Source organism: Alteromonas algae (assembly GCF_049117195.1).
GTDB lineage: Bacteria > Pseudomonadota > Gammaproteobacteria > Enterobacterales > Alteromonadaceae > Alteromonas.
Genome location: NZ_CP185260.1, coordinates 1,974,097 through 1,994,815 on the forward strand (window position 1 = coordinate 1,974,097; position 20,719 = coordinate 1,994,815).

At 44.4% G+C, this 20,719-nt stretch carries 16 protein-coding genes; 8 read left to right on the plus strand and 8 right to left on the minus strand.

What is annotated here, in order from left to right:
* The 4 genes from ACOJRU_RS08955 to ACOJRU_RS08970 all read right to left on the minus strand — a co-directional run bounded on the left by ACOJRU_RS08955 (position 1) and on the right by ACOJRU_RS08970 (position 4,765).
* Positions 1–852 carry a 23S rRNA (adenine(2030)-N(6))-methyltransferase RlmJ gene (locus tag ACOJRU_RS08955; RefSeq protein WP_421134670.1) on the minus strand — a complete coding sequence of 284 codons (852 nt, stop codon included), beginning with the start codon at positions 850–852 and terminating at the stop codon, positions 1–3.
* An 86-nt stretch (positions 853–938) separates the two neighbouring features.
* Positions 939–2,582 (minus strand): dihydrolipoyllysine-residue acetyltransferase, encoded by a 1,644-nt coding sequence (locus ACOJRU_RS08960; protein WP_421134671.1) that lies wholly within the window; start codon positions 2,580–2,582, stop codon positions 939–941.
* 18 nt (positions 2,583–2,600) lie between these two features.
* Positions 2,601–3,578 carry an alpha-ketoacid dehydrogenase subunit beta gene (locus tag ACOJRU_RS08965; RefSeq protein ID WP_421134672.1) on the minus strand — a complete coding sequence of 326 codons (978 nt, stop codon included), beginning with the start codon at positions 3,576–3,578 and terminating at the stop codon, positions 2,601–2,603.
* Complete coding sequence (locus tag ACOJRU_RS08970; RefSeq protein WP_421134673.1) at positions 3,578–4,765, minus strand: thiamine pyrophosphate-dependent dehydrogenase E1 component subunit alpha; 1,188 nt, start codon at positions 4,763–4,765, stop codon at positions 3,578–3,580. The genes ACOJRU_RS08965 and ACOJRU_RS08970 overlap by 1 nt, the downstream gene beginning before the upstream one ends.
* 495 nt (positions 4,766–5,260) lie before the next feature.
* Here ACOJRU_RS08970 and ACOJRU_RS08975 point away from each other — a divergent pair, with 495 nt between their 5' ends.
* On the plus strand, positions 5,261–8,671 hold the full coding sequence (locus tag ACOJRU_RS08975) for a S8 family serine peptidase (RefSeq protein ID WP_421134674.1): 3,411 nt from the start codon (positions 5,261–5,263) through the stop codon (positions 8,669–8,671).
* Between the two features lie 86 nt (positions 8,672–8,757).
* Here ACOJRU_RS08975 and rmuC read toward each other — a convergent pair whose 3' ends face one another.
* Together rmuC and ACOJRU_RS08985 are read right to left on the minus strand one after the other, a co-directional pair.
* Positions 8,758–10,134, minus strand: coding sequence for a DNA recombination protein RmuC (gene rmuC / locus ACOJRU_RS08980; RefSeq protein WP_421134675.1), 1,377 nt, complete (start codon positions 10,132–10,134; stop codon positions 8,758–8,760).
* Between the two features lie 82 nt (positions 10,135–10,216).
* Entirely contained in the window at positions 10,217–11,746 is a 1,530-nt protein-coding gene (locus tag ACOJRU_RS08985; RefSeq protein ID WP_421134676.1) for a fumarate hydratase, read from the minus strand.
* Positions 11,747–11,919: 173 nt separating this feature from the next.
* Here ACOJRU_RS08985 and pabB point away from each other — a divergent pair, with 173 nt between their 5' ends.
* The 3 genes from pabB to ACOJRU_RS09000 all read left to right on the plus strand — a co-directional run bounded on the left by pabB (position 11,920) and on the right by ACOJRU_RS09000 (position 15,414).
* A complete protein-coding gene (gene pabB, locus ACOJRU_RS08990; protein WP_421134677.1) occupies positions 11,920–13,335 on the plus strand; it encodes an aminodeoxychorismate synthase component I in 1,416 nt (471 codons plus the stop codon).
* A complete protein-coding gene (locus ACOJRU_RS08995) occupies positions 13,328–13,900 on the plus strand; it encodes a CoA pyrophosphatase (RefSeq protein WP_421134678.1) in 573 nt (190 codons plus the stop codon). Before pabB ends, ACOJRU_RS08995 begins: the two co-directional genes overlap by 8 nt.
* A gap of 140 nt (positions 13,901–14,040) precedes the next feature.
* Positions 14,041–15,414, plus strand: coding sequence for an L-serine ammonia-lyase (locus tag ACOJRU_RS09000; RefSeq protein WP_421134679.1), 1,374 nt, complete (start codon positions 14,041–14,043; stop codon positions 15,412–15,414).
* Between the two features lie 64 nt (positions 15,415–15,478).
* Here the strand turns inward: ACOJRU_RS09000 and cysB are convergent, their stop codons facing one another.
* Positions 15,479–16,453, minus strand: a complete 975-nt coding sequence (cysB, locus tag ACOJRU_RS09005) for an HTH-type transcriptional regulator CysB (RefSeq protein ID WP_421134680.1) — start codon at positions 16,451–16,453, stop codon at positions 15,479–15,481.
* 228 nt (positions 16,454–16,681) lie between these two features.
* On the opposite strand from cysB, the gene ACOJRU_RS09010 reads away from it, so the two are divergent.
* From ACOJRU_RS09010 to ACOJRU_RS09020, 3 genes are all read left to right on the plus strand, one after another.
* A complete protein-coding gene (locus tag ACOJRU_RS09010) occupies positions 16,682–17,401 on the plus strand; it encodes a sensor histidine kinase (RefSeq protein ID WP_421131422.1) in 720 nt (239 codons plus the stop codon).
* Positions 17,402–17,467: 66 nt separating this feature from the next.
* The gene (locus tag ACOJRU_RS09015; protein WP_421131423.1) at positions 17,468–18,220 is read left to right on the plus strand and encodes a hypothetical protein; all 753 of its coding nucleotides are present in this window, start codon (positions 17,468–17,470) and stop codon (positions 18,218–18,220) included.
* Between the two features lie 22 nt (positions 18,221–18,242).
* Positions 18,243–19,013 carry a substrate-binding periplasmic protein gene (locus ACOJRU_RS09020; RefSeq protein WP_421131424.1) on the plus strand — a complete coding sequence of 257 codons (771 nt, stop codon included), beginning with the start codon at positions 18,243–18,245 and terminating at the stop codon, positions 19,011–19,013.
* On the opposite strand, the gene ACOJRU_RS09025 is transcribed toward ACOJRU_RS09020, so the two are convergent.
* Positions 18,999–19,904: a LysR family transcriptional regulator gene (locus ACOJRU_RS09025; RefSeq protein ID WP_421131425.1), complete on the minus strand. Its 906-nt coding sequence runs from the start codon at positions 19,902–19,904 to the stop codon at positions 18,999–19,001. The two genes, ACOJRU_RS09020 and ACOJRU_RS09025, sit on opposite strands and share 15 nt — an antisense overlap.
* 110 nt (positions 19,905–20,014) lie before the next feature.
* On the opposite strand from ACOJRU_RS09025, the gene ACOJRU_RS09030 reads away from it, so the two are divergent.
* Complete coding sequence (locus ACOJRU_RS09030) at positions 20,015–20,719, plus strand: CoA transferase subunit A (protein ID WP_421131426.1); 705 nt, start codon at positions 20,015–20,017, stop codon at positions 20,717–20,719.

Sequence of the window (20,719 nt, forward strand, 5' to 3'; positions counted from 1 at the left end):
TTAGGTGTCTTCATTGTGCCAAACAATCTCGCTTGACACATGTTGACCAAGCGTAGCAACCACTTCGTCAATTGCTGTTTCTACAATACTGTCCAACTGCCAAGGTGGGTTGATAACGACAACGCCTGAACCATACATACCGGCATCATGGGTATTATCCTCAACGCGGACTTCAACAGTAAAACAAGGCCTGTTCAATGCCGCGAGCTGTGACACCATGGCTTCACTGGCACCCGATTTTTTTGCTGCTCGCTCAGACAATAACGGATACCAAATAACGATGTGTGCTTGTTGCCATCGATTTAGCAACATCGTTACTGCGTTCGTAACATCGTTATATTCTTCTAAACGTTCGTAAGGTGGGTCTATTAACACCGCTCCTCTATTCGGCTTAGGAGGAGTCAGTGCCTTTAATCCTTCATAACCGTCTCTGTGGTGACAATGGGTAGCATGTGACGATATACGTTTTATCGATGACGCTAATTTGCCGTACTCTGCAGGATGTAGTTCCATCGCATGTAATGTGTCACCGTCTCGTAGCTCAGCAGCACTTAACGCTGGCGAGCCAGGGTAGCTGTTATGGGAACGGTAAGACGCACACAACGATAGATAATGCGTCAATAAGGGTGACTGGGGAGATAGATCAGCTAACTTACTTATGCCGCTCTCGTATTCTTTGTTTTTACTAGCCTCGTCTTCATTGAGGTTATACACCCCTGCACCGCTGTGGGTGTCATACAGTGTAAAAGGTTTGTTCTTTCGTTTTAAACAATGAATAACACCTAACCAAGTAAGATGTTTTATAACGTCGGCGTGATTGCCCGCATGAAATGCATGTTGATAACTAAGCACAGATATCCAAATGTTGAACGCGTGAAGCGCTATTTATTTTATAGTTAAATAATAACGCTTCACGCCCACAGTTGCCAAGGTTTCCCTTACCGCATGTGCATCAACATGTTTTCTGGCTCAACTAAGTAACTCATCCATAAATTATTAAATCGCACCATGGTAGCCCCATCAATAAGCCTATGATCGCCAGACCAATTTGCCATCATGATATGCTGTGCTTCTACATCACCATCGTCATTAAAACGCGGAAGTTTTTGTGTTTTACCCAGCGCGACAATTGCGGCCTCTGGTTTATTAATGACCGGCGTTGCAGTAATACCACCTATTGCGCCAATATTGGAAATACTGATTGTGCCGCCTTTCAAATCTTCACCGCTTACCTTGCCTGCTCGCGCTTGGTCAATGATCACTTGCATTTTTTGTGCAATTTCAAACAATGACAGTGTTTGTACTCGCTTGATATTCGGGACTAATAATCCAATCTTTGAGTCTACGGCAAACCCGATATTGTGGTCAGAAAAGTAGCTTATTTCTGTGACATCATCGTTAAGCTGCGCATTAATAGCAGGGAACTGTTGAAGTGCCAATGACATTGCTTTGATGAAGAACGGCATAAAGCTCAACTTAACGCCTTGCGCTTCGAAGCTAGGTTTGAGCTTAGCGCGAAGTGCCATCAGATTATCCATTCGCACTTCATCACTTACTGTGAAATGGGGAATGGTATATACCGATGCTGACATTTGCTTGGCCATGGCCAGCTGAATGCCTCTTACTTTTTCCGTTCGCACGGCACCTTCGCTAACAGAAGGCTGAGCGTCTACTTTCGGTATCTCAACACGTGCCGATTCGCTGTGTTCCGCTGATACTTTCGATGAGGCCATTGAAAGCACATCTTGCTTCAATATTCGGCCTTTTTTACCGCTACCAGATACGTTAGTCAGGTCAACGTTATTCTCTCGCGCTACCCGCCTAACGGCTGGGCTTGCCAGTACTTTTCCAGGTATAACAATAGGTGGTTCAAAACTGCCACCTTCCCATTTGTCTGAACTTCCCGTTGCAGCAGCGGGCGTTGGCTTTGCCGCTGCAGCGCTTGCCTGTTGAGTATGCGTGTTCAGGCTTGGTTTGGTGTTAGCCTGCGTAGATTCGACACCGTCTAATGCAAGTGCAAAGAGCGGCGCGTGTACTTTGGCAATATCCCCCTGTTTATAGTAAAGCTTATGGACGACACCAGCATTCTTAGCAGGAATTTCTACCACTGCTTTATCGGTCATAACTTCTACGACACTTTGGTCTTCCTCGATAGAATCGCCTTCGGCAACGTTCCATTTAACAATTTCACACTCAACGATACCTTCGCCAATATCAGGCAATATGAAGTCGTCAATTTCAGCGTTTGGTTGTGTCGCTGAAACCTTATCACTGGCGTTACTTTGCTCAATATCTTCAGTCGTTGCCTCTTTCACTGCAGGTGCAGCGTCAGCGCTTGCATCATCACTGCGCTGAAGCACAAAAAGCGGTTCATGGACTTTGGCGATATCACCCACGGCATAATGCAGTTTTGTGATCGTTCCAGCATGCATTGCCGGGATCTGCACCGTCGCTTTGTCTGTCATCACTTCGGCAACAGGCTGGTCTTCCTCGATGGTATCACCCTCAGCAACTAACCATTCAAGTAGTTCACATTCAACAATACCTTCACCAATGTCGGGTAAAATAAATTCTGTAGTCATTGTAATTTTCCCCCGCGATTAATAGTGAAGCGTGCGCTTGATAGATTCATAAATCTTTGTCTCGTCCGGCATGTATTCTTTCTCATGGGCCAATGGATAAGGCGTATCTAAACCGCACACTCTTGCAATAGGTGACTCTAGGTACAGAAAGCAACGCTCTTGTATTGTTGCTGAGATTTCACTAGCAAACCCGCCAGTACGAGGAGCCTCATGGCTAATGAGTAACCGCCCTGTTTTCATAACCGATGCCATGACAGCATCTACGTCCCACGGTAAAATACTGCGCAAATCAATAATTTCGCACGACACACCATCTTCAAGCGCAAGACTTGCTGCTTTTTGAAGCACTTCAATTTGTGCGCCCCACCCCAGTAACGTAATGTCGTTACCCTCTTGTACCGTATCGGCCTTACCCAAAGGCAGTTCATAATCCTCTTCGGGCACATCTGAAACCGACGCACGATAAAGTCGTTTAGGCTCCATGAACAACACGGGGTTTTTATCACGGATAGATGCAAGAAGAAGCCCTTTCGCTTGATACGGGTCCCGCGGCATAACAATTTTTAAACCTGGGCAATGCGCGAAAAATGCTTCAGGGCTTTGGCTATGATAAAGCCCTCCAGCGATGCCGCCGCCATAAGGTGTTCTTATTGTCAGAGAGCCTACGTCAAATTGTCCGCCCGAGCGGTAACGCCATTTTGCCGTTTCGTTTACGATTTGATCAAACGCTGGGAAAATGTAATCACCAAACTGAATTTCTGCTACCGGGACAGAGCCTTGCGAGGCGAGACCGTTGGCAAACCCGATTATGCCTTGCTCTGTAAGTGGCGTGTTAAAGCAACGACCTTTACCAAACTTTTCTTGAAGATGACTGGTGGCCCTAAATACGCCGCCGAAATGGCCTACGTCTTCACCAAACACCATAACCTTCTCGTCTTCGGTCATTGCAGTGATCAACGCATTATTAATCGCTTGGAGTAGATTCATTTTAGCCATTACTTGATTCTCCCAGCTGTTTTTGGATAGTTTTCAGGGTATTTTTTGATGTGCGCTTTAAGTTCAGTCAGTTGTTCTTCCAAATGCCACGGTACCGTATCGTAAACATCGTTAACAATGTCCTCTATCGGGCAAATATCAACTTTTTCACTTTCTTTAAGGGCGGCAAGAACGTCTTGTCTAGCTTTGTCTACTTTCGCTTTATTTTCTTCTTCGTTGAACCAACCTTTTTTCGTTAACCATTTCGCCATTCTTAAGATTGGATCTTTAGCACGCCACTTTTCCTCTTCGTCTTTAGAACGATATCCCGTTGGGTCATCTGACGTGGAATGCGCAGCGAGTCGGTACGACATTGCTTCAATTAACACGGGACAGTTATCTTCAAGGGCAATTTCGCGCGCTTTCTTTGTCGCCGCGAACACCGCAAGTGCATCGTTACCGTCTACACGAATGGTTTTAATACCATAACCTATGCCCCTTGAAGCAATGCCATCTCCCGCAAATTGCTCTTCGGCAGGTGTAGAAATGGCATAACCGTTATTTCTACAGAAAAAGATAACGGGACAATTAAGCACTGCCGCCATATTGAGACCCGCATGGAAATCGCCCTCAGACGCTGCGCCTTCTCCAAAATAGCAAATAGTAATGCTAGGGTTTCCAGCCATCTTCTGACCATAGGCATAGCCAGATGCCTGCGGAATTTGTGTACCCAACGGTGATGAAATCGTCATAAAGTTAAGCGCCTTGTCACCGTAGTGAATTGGCATTTGGCGACCTTTATTTGGGTCTTCTTTATTACTGAACATTTGATTCATAAACTGCTCAGTAGTGTAGCCTCGGTAAGCTAGTGCACCTTGCTCTCGGTATTGCGACATAATCATGTCTGACGGAGAAAGCGCCGCGGCCGATGCGACTGCTGCAGCCTCCTCGCCCGTGCTCGCCAAGTAAAAGCTGATTCGCCCCTGGCGCTGCGCACCAACCATGCGTTCGTCAAGTACACGAATATATTCCATCGTATCGTAAATCTTTAACGCGTCTTCTTTTGATAGCGTTGGAACGTCTGCATTGTCATTTACCTCTCCCTCTGAGGTAAGGATTTGTAACATTGGTATGTCAACTAATCCGTTTTCGATAACGTTTACTGTATGTGTGTTTGAAACGTTAGCTAAATGGTTTCTATCTTTCATGGATATTCCCCGCATTTTTGGTGAGCGTTCGCACGCTTTAATTATCCGACCATGCTAAATGAAGCATCGATGAAAGACTTTCCTATTTTTACGAGCAACGAAAGGTTGTTCGAGACACTTATCCTGTTTCTGACATCAAGTGAGGATAATCGTCCTAATGATGTTTAAAACTTGTAAATATTATGCATTTTTTGTGCATTACTGTTTAACACTTTATAAAAACTTTTTACGTGTTAGTGTTTGCTTGCACAGACTTTTTTGACGAAACACAACTTAATGAACATGAACAGATGTAACAAAATGTTTCAAATGTTTCATTTATGAAATGTGTTTTTTTAGTGCGAAGTTTTGTGCTACAACTATCATTAGCTGGTGGTAGGTATTTATGAACATACATAAAATCATCACCGCAACAAGAAGAACAATGGCTGTAGTGTAATTATACAGCTGAATATGAAATGACCAGGGGACCACGTTTAGTGGTGATATAATTATATGAAAAAGAATAGCTTAAGCGCTGCGATTATACTGGCGCTATCTGCATCTTCTGCGGTTGCAGCCGACAGAACCGATTTAAATTCACTTGTTAACTCTTACACCAAAAACGCTACGATTGACGCAAGCGTTGTTGAGACGTCAGGCAAAACATGGCTTGTTAAAGCGAACGGCAGCGCTGCTGTTTCTGTTGCCGATGTTGCACTAAGCAATGCATCTGGCGTAGCAAGCGTTGGTAATTCTGCTGACGTGCTTTACAACACTGAAGCTGGCCTTGATCAATTAGAAGCTCAAATTCTATCTCTTGGCCTAGATATAACAATTAAGTCTAGAACAACGAAATTAGTTGCAGGCTTGGTTATTGACGGTACATCGCAAGATATCGCGCAAATTCAAGCACTTTCTGGCGTAGAGAGCGTACTTCCTGTATTTAACTCTAAACTTCATATTGAAGAGAGTGCGGAATACATCAATGCTGCAAGCTTAGTGTCTGACAACATCGCTAGTGGTGCTGGCGTTCGTGTTGCTATCTTAGACTCAGGTCTAGATTACACGCATGCTGCAGTAGGTGGTCCAGGTACGGCTGAAGCGTTTGCTGCGGCAACTGCTGATTTAGCAGACACACCAGCATGGCCTATCGGTCAAGTTATTGGTGGGTTTGACTTCTTCAATGGCGACCCTGATCCAATGGATAACAACAACCACGGTACGCACGTAGCGCACTCAGTGTTAGGTGTATCTCCAGACGCTCAGGTTTATGCTTACACAGTATGTGATCAATCATGCCCAGGTGCAGCGCAACTTGCTGGTCTAGAAGCAGCGATGGATCCTAATGGCGACGGCGATATCTCTGACCGTGTAGATGTTATCAATATGTCTCTAGGTGGCGACTTCGGTACTAACCGTGGCGGCGCTGTTGGCGCACTAATCGACAAAGCCGTTGAACTTGGTGTTGTTGTAGCAATCTCAGCAGGTAACGATGGCCCTACGCCGTTTATCGTTGGTGGTCCAAGTACCACAACAAACGCGTTATCTGTAGGCGCAATGACGCACCCTACTGCAGAGAGCGCTGAAGTATCTGCAACAATTGGCGATGCGATGGTAACGGCAGTTCCTGCTGCGTTTAACCCTACGCCTGAGTTTAACATTGATAGCACTACGCCTATCGTTTATGCAGAAGCGGAAACAAACGCAACAGGTTGTGACCCTTATACTGCTGACGCAACAGGCAACGTGGTAATTATCGACCGTGGTGCTTGTGCATTCACAACGAAAATCAACAATGCAGAAGCAGCCGGTGCTGAATTCGTTATTGTTGTAAACAATGTCGAAGGCGACGGAGCATTTACCATGGGCGGCACACCAGCTGCACCAATCGGTATTAACTCTGTAATGATTTCAAAAGAAGACGGCGATGTATTAAAAGCAGCAGTAGCAGCTGGTACAGCAACGTTTGCATTTGTGTCAGAGTTGTTCGTTAAAGAAGGTGCTATCGCGACCTTTACGTCACGTGGTCCTTCTGTAGATGGTTTACTTAAGCCAGAAATTACAGCGCCAGGTACTGCTATTCTTACTGCTGAAGTTGGAACTGGTACAGGTTCAACGCCAATCAGTGGTACGTCGTTCTCAAGCCCAATTACTGCGGGTGCAATGGCAATGCTTGCAGAAGTATTCCCAGCGCGTAACGCGTTTGAATTGAAAGCAACATTGATGAACAACGCAAACCTAGACGTGACTGTAGAGCCACGCTCACTTAACCCAGAAGCAGAACTTGCACCAATTAGTTACATCGGTGCTGGTTTAGTTGACGTTGAGAAAGCATCTCAATCAACAACAGCTGCATGGGATTCTGCGACTAAGCAAGCTGCATTAGCCTTTGGCGCAGTAGGCCTATCAGAAACAGCTTCAATCACGAAAACAGTTACGGTTAAAAACTTCTCTTCTGAAGCGAAAACCTACACACTTTCTGACATGGCTCGTTTTGATAACGATACCGCGACAGAAGCACTAAGCATGGACTACCCAGCGACTGTTTCTGTTCCTGCAGGTCAAACAGTGACGTTTGACGTTACAGCAACTATCGACCCAGCTAAGCTTCCAGAATGGTCGCTTGACAGTGACTCAGCAATTACACCAGCAGGTTCACCGCTTCTTACTGAAGTTGAATATGATGGTGCACTAATGTTTACCGCTGATAGCGGCGAAACCATGCACATGGTTTACCACGTATTGCCTAAAGCAGTTGCGTCACTAGAGCTTGGTTCAGTTATTACTGATGATGGCGTTATGCGCACAGTAACAAATACAGGCCCAGTTGATGCTAACGTATCACTTGCACCACTGACTATCGACAGCGGCGTAGATGAAGGCAAAACGTTTGATATCGTAAATGCGTCAATTGAAATCTTTGGTTCTGCTGCATGTGATACAGCACTTGTATTCACAAACGTTACGCTTGCTGACCCGCTACTTTCAGGTCACGCACTAGGTCTATTTATGGACGTAGACGTAGACGGTGATGGGAACTTCGATTTTACAGCACAAACGCTAAATGAATCTGCATTCGGCCGTGATTCTGCTGCAATCGTAACGTTCACTCGCCCATTCGGCGCGTTGTCTGGAAGCTTGTTCCCAACTTTCCATGAGCCAGGCTCTAACTTGCTAACCATGATTAGCTGTGCGGAAGACTTAGGTTTGACGCTTGCTGATATTGGTACTGCAAACGCAACTATCGCATTCCGTGCTGAAAACAGTGCATTCGACTTCTTCCCAACAGTTGCATGGGACGAAGACTTGGTACGCACCGGTTACTCATTCACGCCAGAAGCGGTACCAGCGTTAGTTAATAGCGCCGGTGAAGCAGTGAATACGGTAGCGGTTGGTGAAACAGTAATGTTGCAAGGTGTAGGTAACGGCGGTTATGTGTTCTTAGGCGCAGACGGCGTTGCTCCAACGGCAATTGCGACTGACGGTAATAACGAGCCGACTATCGAAGCACAAACGTTCAGTGTTGATGAAAACGCTGAAAATGGTACGGTTGTAGGTTCTATCGAAGCGTCTGACGCTGACGGTATCACCAGCCCTGTATCAGAGTTCTTCGTTCAGTCTTCAAGCTCTATTGCCCTTTCAGTATCTCGCGACGGTACAATTACCGTAGCAGATAGCTCAGTGCTTGATTTTGATGCTGGCCTAGAAAGCATAACAATGAGCGTAGTAGCAATTGATACTGCAGGTAACGTATCAGCACCTGCTGAAGTTGTTGTAAGTGTAAACAACCTAGCTGACGAAGCAAGCGAGCAACCTGCTCCTCCTGCGCCAGCACCAGTAGCATCTAGCTCATCTGGTGGTTCAATGGGTTGGTTAGGCCTACTATTACTTCCAGCGGTATACCTACGTAGACGCTTTAAGTAATTACTAATTAATTAGTAAATCGTAAAAAGCCCCGATATCGGGGCTTTTTTATTAGGTAACATTCATTATTCTAATTAAACCGGCAGTTACTCATCATTCTCACCTTTACTGACCATCTGTGCAGTAATACGTTTGTTAGGTTGCACACCTAACGCTCTGAACTTTTCTACTTGCCGTACTAAATTTCCCTTGCCACTTGTTAGTTTATTCATTGCTGATTCGTATTGGTTGTGGGCTGTATCAATTGACTTGCCTATCTTCTCCATATCGCCAACGAAGCCAACAAATTTGTCGTATAACTTCCCTGCGTGTGTGGCAATTTCTTGTGCATTCTGATTTTGATATTCATACTGCCAAATATTGTTAATAGTGCGAAGCGCAACGAGCAAGCTTGTTGGGCTTACCAACATGATGTTGTGATTAAGCGCAAGCGAGATAAGTTCAGGGTCTTTATCCACGGCCAAAAGAAAAGCAGGTTCGATAGGAATAAACAGTAAGACATAGTCAAGCGTTCTTAGGCTACTTAAGGATTGGTAGTCTTTTGCACCTAATCCTTTAATATGGCCTTTAATTGACGCCACATGCTCTTGTAAATGACGTTCACGGTCTTTGTCGTCCTCGCAGTTAAAGTACTGTTCATAGGCACGTAAGCTTACTTTCGCATCGATGATAACGTCTTTATCGTTAGGTAGATGCACAACGATATCAGGCTGAAGGCGTTTACCTGCGTCGTTTAGCGCAGAAACTTGGGTTTCATATTCATGCCCTTCACGTAATCCCGACTCGTTTAAAATACGCTCTAAGATCACTTCTCCCCAATTTCCTTGCTTTTTATTATCGCCTTTTAATGCGCTTGTGAGTGCGCTGGCTTCTTCCGTTATGCGTTGATTAAGCGCTTTTAGGCTTAAAATTTCCGTTTTTAACGATGCCCGTTCTTGACCTTCCCTAATGTGTTGCTCGGTTACCTGCTTTTTGAAGGCGTCTAGTTGTTGCTTGAAAGGGGCGAGTACTGATTCAATATTGTTTTTAGCCTGTGATGTATACGTGCTTTGTTTTTCTTCAAATATCTTATTCGCCAGGTTTTCAAACTGCGTTTGTAACCGCTTTTCTGACGCCGCCATTGTCGCTAATTTATCTTCGTGATTCTCTAATAATGCGTCGATGCGTGCTTTCTGCGCTTCGCTTTGTGCGAGCGTTTTTGTGTACAGTTGTTGAAGCGCGTTCTTGTCTGCCTCTAATGCTTTGTTATTCTCGATAACCGCTTCAAGTTGGCGTTGTTTTTCGTCAAGCAAAAACCCTTTTTCTGTATGTACCTGTATGCGCTCTGCTAATGCATCTGCATTTTCTTTTGACGCTGACAGTCGCTTAGACTGCATCAAGACTTTAAGGGTTAACAACAAACAGGTAACGAAAAGAACAGCGAGAATGACAATGGCGTCATCAAGAGATAGAAATGATTGCATAATATTAAGTGACTGTTAATTTATACAGCACTATATACAAAAACAGGCGCCATTGGCACCTGTTTTTTTAGTATGAAGCGCGTTACTTAGACAGTGTCGCGTCTAACTCTTCAATCTTAGCTTTCCAGATTGCTGGGCCTGTTTTATGTGCATTTGCCCCCGTACTGTCAACGGCAACCGTCACCGGCATGTCCTCAACCTCAAATTCGTAGATAGCTTCCATACCTAAATCTTCAAAAGCCACTACGCGTGATTTTTTAATTGCTTTGGACACTAAGTATGCCGCACCACCGACGGCCATCAGATAAACGGCCTTGTGTTTGGCGATAGAGTCTACGGTTGCTGGGCCACGTTCTGCTTTTCCAATCATGCCAATAAGGCCTGTTTTTTCAAGCATTAAGTCGGTGAATTTATCCATTCGCGTTGCGGTTGTCGGACCCGCTGGGCCTACGACTTCATCGCCTACAGCGTCAACCGGGCCAACGTAATAGATAAAACGGTTAGTTAAATCTACGCCATCAGGAAGTCCTTCACCGTTATCCATCATGGTTTGAATACGCTTGTGTGCGGCATCGCGACCTGTAAGCATCTTGCCTGATAGCAGCACGGTCTCGCCCACTTTCCATTCCTGAATATCGTCTTTTGTCACCTCGTCCAGATTAACACGGCGTGTATTTTCGCCTACTTCCCACGTGACTTCTGGCCAATCTTCTAATTTCGGTGGCGTAAGCTCAGCTGGGCCCGAACCATCGAGATGGAAGTGTGCATGACGAGTTGCTGCACAGTTCGGGATCATAGCAACAGGCTTTGATGCTGCGTGCGTCGGCAATGACATAATTTTTACGTCAACCACGGTTGTAAGGCCGCCCAACCCCTGTGCACCAATACCTAATTTGTTTACGCGATCAAAGATTTCAACACGCAGTTTTTCATCAGTCGTCTTAGGTCCACGAGCAATAAGCTCCTGAATATCTACCGGGTCCATCAAGCTTTCTTTTGCAAGTACCGCCGCTTTTTCAGCAGTACCGCCAATGCCTATTCCTAGCATTCCTGGGGGACACCACCCCGCCCCCATTGTTGGTAATGTTTTTACTACCCAGTCTGCGATGTCATCGCTTGGGTTTAGCATCACCATCTTCGATTTGTTTTCAGAGCCACCGCCTTTTGCTGCGATCATCACTTCAATTTTTTCGCCCGCTACCATATCAATGTGGACGACAGAAGGCGTATTGTCTTTGGTGTTTGAGCGCGCGCCCGCAGGATCGGCGACGATCGATGCACGTAGTGGATTATCGGGATTTAAGTAGGCGCGACGCGTACCTTCATCGACCATTTGCTGAACAGTCATGTCCGTTTTATCCCAAGAAACGCCCATCCCTACTTTTACAAAGCAAGTTACGATACCCGTATCTTGGCACAGAGGCCTCTTGCCCTCTGCAGACATTCTCGAATTGATAAGAATTTGCGCCATTGCATCTTTTGCTGCTTGGCTCTCTTCTCTGTTGTAAGCTTCTTCAACAGCTTTTACGTAATCAATAGGGTGATAGTACGAAATGAACTGCAGGGCATCTTCAATACTGTCAATAAAATCTTGTTGACGGATAACGGTCATGACATCCTCTTTTTTATTTGGCTTTCGTGGTCTTAGCTTGCTAAAAGAGCGTATACTAGCGCATCTCTTGTGTGTTCACCATGCTTAACAACAGCAGGTGAAAAAGTTTTGAGCAGGTGTTGGTGTCTTTGCCCACCTCATTTCGTAACATGCTGTATTGAGTTTATTATTATATGCCAGCGTCAGAAAATAATTACATCACAATTACGTTACTTGATAAGAAAAACATCCCTTCGTTTCTCGAGCTATATGCAAAAGTCAGCGGCCAAGGCACAAGTATGCTGCTCGACACGAGTGGCTCCACAAAAAGTGATGGTAGATTCAATATAATGCTCTGGGAGCCGGTGAGTAGCGTTGTAGCTAAGGCCGGCAAGGTAAGTGTAGTCGACAACCAACTAGGAACATGTGTTGATGTAGACATGCGCCCTTTTGAGGCCACCAACGCCTATCTGCATGCTTCCGTTTCTGGCTATCAGCTCAGCCCTTGCTCTTTACCTTATGCTGAGTTTTTACCCTTTATTATCGGCGTAGCAGGCTTCGCAAGTTATGACACTGGGCGTTTTTATGAATCACTGCCAACGGTGTCACAAGATTGCTATGACACGCCCGATTATTGTGTCAGTCTTTATACACAAAGTATTATTGAAGATACGAAAACAGGTTCAATGTATTTCTGTAGAGTCGGTAATTATCCCCTACCAGCGTTTCTCTTAGGCAACGCAATCAAACATGAACCTTTAGCGCTAACGACAACGTTTGAATCTAATCTTTCAAAAGATGACTATACCGCTGCCCTTAATAAAATTAATGCGTATTTACGTGCGGGTGACTGCTACCAAGTCAATATGGCACAACGATTTAGTGCAACGTTTAAAGGCGATCCGTGGCATGCCTATTTAATGCTACGAGATGAGAACATTGCGCCCTTTTCCGCCTATGTTAAGCATCAGCATGGTGCAATAATGAGTATATCGCCAGAGCGGTTCATCAGCGTAAAGAACAATGTTGTTGAAACAAAACCGATAAAAGGGACGCGTCCACGTTTCGACGACCCCGTTAAAGACAAAAGAAGTGCTGAGAGTTTACTTGCTGCTGAAAAAGACCGGGCAGAAAACTTAATGATCGTTGATTTATTGCGAAATGATATATCGAAACATTGCAAACCACACAGCGTAAAAGTACCTGCATTATTTGCACTAGAAAGTTATAAAGCCGTACACCATATGGTGAGTACCATTGTGGGTGAATTAAACGAGAATGTTACCCCTCTTGATCTTCTCGCAGCATCCTTCCCTGGCGGCTCAATAACAGGCGCGCCTAAAATACGTGCGATGGAAGTTATCGATGAGCTTGAACCCCATCGCCGTAATATTTATTGCGGCAGTATATTCTACATGGGGTTTCGGGAGGATATGGACTCGAGTATCTGTATACGCACGCTGTTAGTTGAAAACGACACCATGCACTGTTGGGCGGGCGGCGGTATCGTTCTTGATTCTAACGCTAACGAAGAATATCAAGAGACGCTCGATAAAGTGTCGAAGATCATACCCACGTTAGAGAAAACGTTTGGACATAGCAATGGATAAAGCGAGCTTCATAAATCAATTTCAGCACGCACGCGTGCCAAACACCGAACCTGATTATCCGCTAAAAAAAACCGGGCGACCGGCTGCTGTGCTTATTCCTTTGGTTGATTATGGCAGCCATCTATCGGTTATTCTTACTGAGCGTGCCCATCATTTACGTCACCACCCTGGGCAAATTAGTTTTCCTGGCGGGGCGGTAGATAGTACGGATAATTCAGTATTTGATGCGGCGTTACGAGAAGCAGAGGAAGAGATAGGATTACCAGCTGATTACGTTGATGTAGTTGGTAAACTGCCCAACTATAGAACAATAAGCGGATACACCATTACGCCTGTTGTCTCATTTGTCATGCCATTTTCAAATTTAGTTATAGACAAGAATGAAGTAGAAAGCGCATTTGAAGTGCCACTTGCGCATTTGCTCAACCGTAGTAACCACCTTACCTATCACACCCATAAAAACGGTAGAACATTTCCTATTTACTTTATCCCCTACGGTTCAAAAATGATTTGGGGCGCAACCGCCGCGATTATCAGAAATCTTTCACATCATATTCATCCTTAATGCGCTGCCTGCACGAAGGGTTTAAATTTTTCTTTACAGTAGATTAGCATTTCTAATTAGTAGATTAGGTTTTCTATATTGTAGTTCTTCGTTCATACATGCATTATCAGCGTCATTATTCGTTAACGATATGTAATAACATGATTAGTGTTTTTGATATGTTCAGTGTTGGTATTGGCCCGTCCAGTTCACACACCGTCGGCCCAATGAGAGCGGCTGCTGAATTCGTGAAGGAACTAAGCGCTGATAGCGACATGCTCGAAAAGGTCGACTCTATTACCGTTGAGCTGTACGGTTCTCTTGGACAAACAGGCATAGGCCATGGCACGGGAAAAGCGGTTATTTTAGGGCTTTTAGGCGAACTTCCCGAAAGTATTGACGTAGACAGTATCGACCCGCTCCTTGAAGATGTTAGAACGTCGCAAACGCTTAAACTGAATAGTCAAAAGCCCGTCGTTTTTCCAAATAAAAATGCCATCGTGTTCCATAGAAGAAAAACGCTCCCTAAGCATGCCAATGCACTGACCTTTTTTGTGTATTGCGGTGAAACACTCCTGCGGGAACAGACGTATTACAGCATTGGCGGTGGTTTTATCATTAAGGATGAAGACTTTGATGACGCGAAAGCCCATGCTGCTGCAGTTCAAGCAACGGTACCCTATCCTTTCAAAACCGCCAATGAATTGCTGTCTTTATGCAAAACCAATGGGCTTAGCATAAGTTCACTCATGCTTAAAAATGAGTCAGCCTTACGTCCCTCTCATGAAGTTAAACAAAAGCTTTATGATATTTGGTTGGTGATGAAAGCCTGTATCACCAGAGGAATAGAAAGCGAAGGTATTCTTCCAGGCGGCTTAAAAGTGGTTCGCCGTGCCCCTGCTTTATACCGTAGGTTACAAACTGAACATACGTCTGATCCCATGCAAACCTTAGATTGGGTGAATATGTTTGCTCTTGCGGTCAATGAAGAAAACGCCGCTGGCGGACGTGTCGTTACCGCTCCCACAAACGGGGCAGCTGGAATTATACCCGCAGTATTACAATATGTAGATAAATTCATACGCCCCGTTGATGAAGAAATCGCAAGCCGATTCCTCTTAACGGCTGGAGCCATTGCCATTCTTTATAAAGAAAACGCGTCTATTTCAGGTGCAGAAGTAGGATGCCAAGGTGAAGTAGGCGTAGCATGTTCAATGGCCGCTGGTGCGCTTGCCGAAATCATGGGTGGTACCGTAAGTGCTGTGGAAAATGCCGCAGAAATTGGTATGGAGCATAACCTAGGTCTAACGTGTGACCCCGTTGGAGGACTGGTTCAGGTGCCGTGTATCGAACGTAATGCGATGGGGGCAATTAAAGCCATTAATGCCTCTCGCCTTGCTTTACGTGGAAGTGGTGAACACAAAGTGTCACTTGATAAAGTGATTAAAACCATGCGTGACACGGGTAACGACATGAAAACCAAATATAAAGAAACCGCGCGAGGCGGCTTAGCGGTTAACATTATAGAGTGTTAATAATAGAGGTTGGCGCGCGTTATACTTAGCTATGCGCGCCTTTTCTCAAGCGTCTGCTGTTTTGTTATTTAACGGGTAACGTTACACCCTTAAACATTTTTTCCACTTCATCGTTATTCTTAAGCATCATCGCCTTTTCAACTTTATCTTTGGTCAAGTGAGGTGCGAAACGCTCAATAAAATCGTACATGTAACTGCGCAAGAATGACCCTTTTCTAAATCCAATCTTTGTCGTGCTGTAATCAAACAAATGACTTGCGTCTATTTTTACTAAATCTGCGTCTAGTTCTTCATTTACTGCCATAGACGCAATCACGCCAATCCCTACGCCCAGCCTTACATAAGTCTTAATGACATCGGCATCGGTCGCGGTAAAAACAATCTTGGGTGTTAAACCCGCACGCTCAAAAGCGTGATCGAGCTCAGAACGCCCCGTAAAGCCAAAAACATAAGTAACAAGCGGATATTTTGCAATGTCGCTTATATCAATACTGCCTTTTTTTGATAAGGGATGGTCTTTATTAACGATGACACTTCGGTTCCAGTGATAACACGGAAGCATAACCAAATCGTTATAAAGATGAAGCGCTTCTGTAGCAATAGCGAAATCCGCCTCACCTTTTGCTGCAAGGTCGCTGATCTGAGACGGCGTACCCTGATGCATGTGCAGCGACACTTTTGGGTATTTGGACATGAAACCTTTAATCACATCAGGTAGTGCATAGCGAGCTTGGGTGTGAGTAGTGGCAATATTCAATTTACCTTGATCAGGTAACGTGTGCTCTCGCGACACCGCTTTAATACTTTCAACTTTCGCCAATATTTCCCGAGCAATGTTTATCACATCATTACCCGCGTCGGTGACATGCGTCAGGTGCTTGCCACTTCTTCCGAAAATTTGTACACCAAGTTCATCTTCAAGCATTCTAACCTGCTTGCTGATGCCTGGCTGAGACGTATAAAGGCTCTCAGCAGTCGCCGATACATTTAAGTTGTTATTTAATACTTCGACGATGTAACGCAGCTGTTGTAATTTCATTGTAAACCCGCTTTTTACTCTATATCGCCACTATAACGCTATCGTTATAACCAAAACCACTACTATTTATCATTGTCTATTACGAAAATAACCTAAAGGATAAAAAATAAAGCATTTTTTTTTGAAATAAGTGATACTTCAACACAAGAGTCTGTTGCGGCATGCTAAGAAAGCAATCCCATGCTGCAACGCCAATCACAACACTTTTTCAGAAGATGTAAGCGTCATATGGATAGAACCACTACGTCCCATGAGCCAACCCAAGTAACGTCTAGTATTGATTTTTCGTCAGTGCTTGCAGCGGCTGTCCATGACATGAAGAATTCGTTGTTTCTGTTGATACAATCTATTGAGACACTTGCTCAGTCGCTGCCTAAGGAAAGTGCAGATGCAAGAGAGCACGTGGCTAATGTACATTATGAAGCCTCTCGCCTTAACACCAATCTAGTGCAGGTTTTATCATTATACCGCGCAGAACTTGAAAGCCTTCCCGTTACGATAGACGAATGCTTTATTGCCGACTTACTTAACGATGTGGTTGGGTCAAACCGTATTTACACAAAACAAAAAGCAATTACGATTAACATAAATGTAGACGACGCGCTAAGCTGGTATTTAGACAGTGAACTCATTTACTTGTTAATTAACGATGTGTTGGTAAACGCACTTAAATATGGGGCATCACAGATAGAGATATCTGCAACAAATGATGAGGATTATCTAACTGTGCAAGTCGAGGATGATGGCGATGGGTATCCTCTTTCGATGTTAGATAAAAGCGCTGAGGCACTATCAGATTTCCAATTAAGCCAAGGCCGCACCGGTTTGGGTTTATTTTTTGCAAAGTTAATCGCTAAAGCCCATTCCCAAGGCGATAATGTAGGTGAAATTCACCTTTCGAATGGTGGCAAGCTAGGTGGGAGTGTTTTTGTTGTGAAAATACCGTAACATAGTTAATGTGCAGGAAAATAACGAAAATAAATGAACGCTAAATAAGTTGACGGAAATCTGCGTATGTACATAATTATTATAATATTAATTGTTGTTTTGTTGATAGCAGCAATTTTCATCAATGCCATACAGCAGCATCGCGCTAAAATCGATGCTGAACGCAGAGCTGAATTAGCGAAGCATAAGACCATCATTGACGAAACTGAAAATATCATTATGGCGAGCTCGAACATTCCGGTGTCAGGCAGATTAATGGGCATTTTGCATAATAGAGTGCAAAACTCGCTAAAGGTGATTAACGACCACGCCAGTACACCCGAATTACGTCAGCGCCTTTCTGAAGGAAAGCAAAGCGATGTTTCCATGGCCAGCACAGAAGCAACATCCGAGTTCGTATTGCCAGATAACGACAAACAGATTATTCAGTACATTCAGGCGGTAAAAAAACTACGAATTTTGCTTCGCTCTGAACATAGTAAGGGAAAAGTAGACAGTAAAGTGTTTATTGATGAGGAAAGACAATTAGAGCGTTTGCAAGTTAAAGTGAACGTAGAAACGCTAACGAAACGTGGACGCGCTGCACATCAGAGCAATATGCTCGGTTCTGCTCGACAATACTATGAAAAAGCAATAGCAGCGTTAGAGAATCAAAATCAACAAGATGAATATTCAACAGCAAAACTGGCTAACCTACGCAGTATGTTGGCTGAGATTCAAAATAACCTCAAGAACGTTAATGCTCAAGACCGTGCTAAGCGTCAAGAGGAAGAGCGTGATGAATTAGATGAATTATTTGCGCCCAAGAAAAAATGGTAACGCAAGCCTAATAGATGTGCATATGAAATGCGCTTGGTTTCTATGCACCCTGTTTAGTATTTCATTCCCTCTACACGTCTTTGCATCCTGTGAACGCGTTATCATATCAGCGCACCCTAATTACGCGCCCTTTCATTGGGCACAGGGCGAGTCGCTTACAGGAGCATCAATACATACCGCAACGGATATCTTGAACCATTTAGGTGTGCCGTGGGAAGTGCAGCATAGCGGTCCGTGGAAGCGTGTACTAAAAGAAGCCTATGACGGCAACATAGACCTTATCCCAGCCCTAAAGCGCACTTCAGAGAGAGAAAGCTACCTCACCTTTACCCATGCACCATTTTTTGATAACCCGGTAAGTGTTTTTAGGTTACGCGGCAACAAACCAATAAGTGACCTTCAAGCGCTAGACGGCCTAATAGCGAGTATCAACGCGGGAGACAAACATGGCGCTGTTATTGATACATTTCTTGCTCATCAAGACGTTGTTCAGGTAAAAGGCATACGTGAAAGCTTCCAAATGTTAGATAAAGGTCGCGTCGACTATTATGTTATCGGTGAGCGCGTTGCCCGTTCATTTTTGAAAGAAAATAACCTGGAAGAACGGTTCGTGAAAGTATTTGAACTAACCGGAGCACAAGTACATTTTGCTTTTTCAAAGCAATCACCATGTGCTTACCTCACCTCGTCGTTCGACAAATATCTCGTCGAAATGAACAATGACAATACAATTAAGCACTATATCGAAATGTATAACGATTTATGGTTACAGCAGCGCTTAGTTATCGAGTAATGCGTCTTTTTTGTACCTATTTACGGATTGCTGCCACAACTGCTTAGCCGCCACAGACATGCCTCTTTGAGTACTCTTCACTAGCCCAACCTTTTTGATGAGTGGCGCATTGTTAATACTAAGCGTCTTTAGTCCAATTGATTCCATTTGTAGTTTGCAAATAGATGGCATAATTGACATGCCAAGGCCTTGACTGATCAGCCGACCTAATGTCGCAAGCTGCCCTGTCTCAGCGACAATATTTATTACCCCACATTGCGCTAGCTTCTCTTGTGTCCAACGCCTAACGGCAGATCCACGATTCATCATAACAAAACTGTGCGTTACACACTGAGCCCACTCAATTGACGCATGCGTCGCTAAAGGATGTTGCGGGTTAACGACGGCTACAAACTGATCGTCGAATAAAGGAATAAAATCTAACCCATCGGCCGCCATTGGTTCGAACGTAAAACCAAGGTCAGCCCGCCCTTTCTTTACCTCATCAATAACATTTTCCATCACCACATCCACAATTCGAATATTGATATTTGGCGCATGAGAATGATAACTCGCCAGTAATGGCGGTAGATGTGATTCGGCAAATGACGGCATAGACGCAATGGTGAGCTGACCCTTTTCCATCGCAAACAGCGTTTGAATATCACTAAGTGCATCATCCCAATCGCGCAACACTCTTAGTGCGTGAGGAAGAAAAACACGCCCTTCTGGCGTGAGTGATACCCGACGGGTACTGCGAATAAAAAGGCTCCCCCCTATCTGTTCTTCGAGCTTTTTGATGGCAGAGGAAAGAGCAGGTTGCGTAAGATGTAATCTATCAGCAGCTTCAGCGAAACTGTTTGATTGTGCAACGTTGACGAATGCCTGAAGGTTTCTGTAAGAGATATTCATAACGAACTAATAAATTTTTTTTATTAATACTAATATAATTTCAATTTTACATAAGTTGTTACATTAGTAATACTCTTTATTAACGAAACGTGTTGATTAGGAGCACAGTGATGTCAGGCTTTAATAAAGTCGTAACAAGTTATGAAGAAGCAATGCGCGGTCTTGAAAATGGAATGACCATAATCGCCGGCGGCTTCGGGTTATGTGGTATCCCAGAGGGACTCATCAATCAAATTAAAACGATGGGTACGAAGCAATTAACGGTTGTTTCAAATAACTGTGGTGTTGATGGTTTTGGCTTAGGTCTATTGCTAGAAGATAAGCAAATCAAGAAAATGGTGTCGTCGTATGTAGGCGAAAATGCACTGTTTGAACAACAACTATTAAACGGTGAGTTGGAGGTAGAGCTTACCCCGCAAGGTACGCTTGCTGAGAAAATGCGCGCTGGCGGTGCCGGCATTCCTGCTTTTTATACAGCAACAGGCTATGGAACGCCCGTCGGTGAAGGCAAGGAAGTAAAAACATTTAATGGACGTCCGTATATTTTAGAAGAATCCATCACAGGAGACTTCGCCATCGTCAAGGCGTGGAAAGTGGATACTTACGGTAATTGCGTTTATCGTCACACGGCGCAAAACTTTAATCCTATGGCTGCAACAGCGGGGAAAATAACGGTTGTAGAAGCCGAGGAAATCGTTGAGGCAGGCCAGCTATCGCCGAGCGAGATCCATACCCCTGGAATTTACGTTAATCGTGTTATTAAAGGCTCGTTTGAAAAACGAATTGAACGTCGCGTTACTGCGAAGGAGGCATAG

What these genes read in the sequence shown, in the direction of transcription:
- ACOJRU_RS09030 (WP_421131426.1), top strand. Translation starts at nt 20,015, where the DNA reads ATGTCAGGCTTTAATAAAGTCGTAACAAGTTATGAAGAAGCAATGCGC.
- ACOJRU_RS08970 (WP_421134673.1), bottom strand. Translation starts at nt 4,765, where the DNA reads ATGAAAGATAGAAACCATTTAGCTAACGTTTCAAACACACATACAGTA.
- ACOJRU_RS09020 (WP_421131424.1), top strand. Translation starts at nt 18,243, where the DNA reads ATGAAATGCGCTTGGTTTCTATGCACCCTGTTTAGTATTTCATTCCCT.
- ACOJRU_RS09025 (WP_421131425.1), bottom strand. Translation starts at nt 19,904, where the DNA reads ATGAATATCTCTTACAGAAACCTTCAGGCATTCGTCAACGTTGCACAA.
- ACOJRU_RS08975 (WP_421134674.1), top strand. Translation starts at nt 5,261, where the DNA reads ATGAAAAAGAATAGCTTAAGCGCTGCGATTATACTGGCGCTATCTGCA.
- ACOJRU_RS08995 (WP_421134678.1), top strand. Translation starts at nt 13,328, where the DNA reads ATGGATAAAGCGAGCTTCATAAATCAATTTCAGCACGCACGCGTGCCA.
- ACOJRU_RS09010 (WP_421131422.1), top strand. Translation starts at nt 16,682, where the DNA reads ATGGATAGAACCACTACGTCCCATGAGCCAACCCAAGTAACGTCTAGT.
- ACOJRU_RS08960 (WP_421134671.1), bottom strand. Translation starts at nt 2,582, where the DNA reads ATGACTACAGAATTTATTTTACCCGACATTGGTGAAGGTATTGTTGAA.
- ACOJRU_RS09000 (WP_421134679.1), top strand. Translation starts at nt 14,041, where the DNA reads ATGATTAGTGTTTTTGATATGTTCAGTGTTGGTATTGGCCCGTCCAGT.
- ACOJRU_RS09015 (WP_421131423.1), top strand. Translation starts at nt 17,468, where the DNA reads ATGTACATAATTATTATAATATTAATTGTTGTTTTGTTGATAGCAGCA.
- ACOJRU_RS08965 (WP_421134672.1), bottom strand. Translation starts at nt 3,578, where the DNA reads ATGGCTAAAATGAATCTACTCCAAGCGATTAATAATGCGTTGATCACT.
- ACOJRU_RS08985 (WP_421134676.1), bottom strand. Translation starts at nt 11,746, where the DNA reads ATGACCGTTATCCGTCAACAAGATTTTATTGACAGTATTGAAGATGCC.
- pabB (WP_421134677.1), top strand. Translation starts at nt 11,920, where the DNA reads ATGCCAGCGTCAGAAAATAATTACATCACAATTACGTTACTTGATAAG.
- rmuC (WP_421134675.1), bottom strand. Translation starts at nt 10,134, where the DNA reads ATGCAATCATTTCTATCTCTTGATGACGCCATTGTCATTCTCGCTGTT.
- cysB (WP_421134680.1), bottom strand. Translation starts at nt 16,453, where the DNA reads ATGAAATTACAACAGCTGCGTTACATCGTCGAAGTATTAAATAACAAC.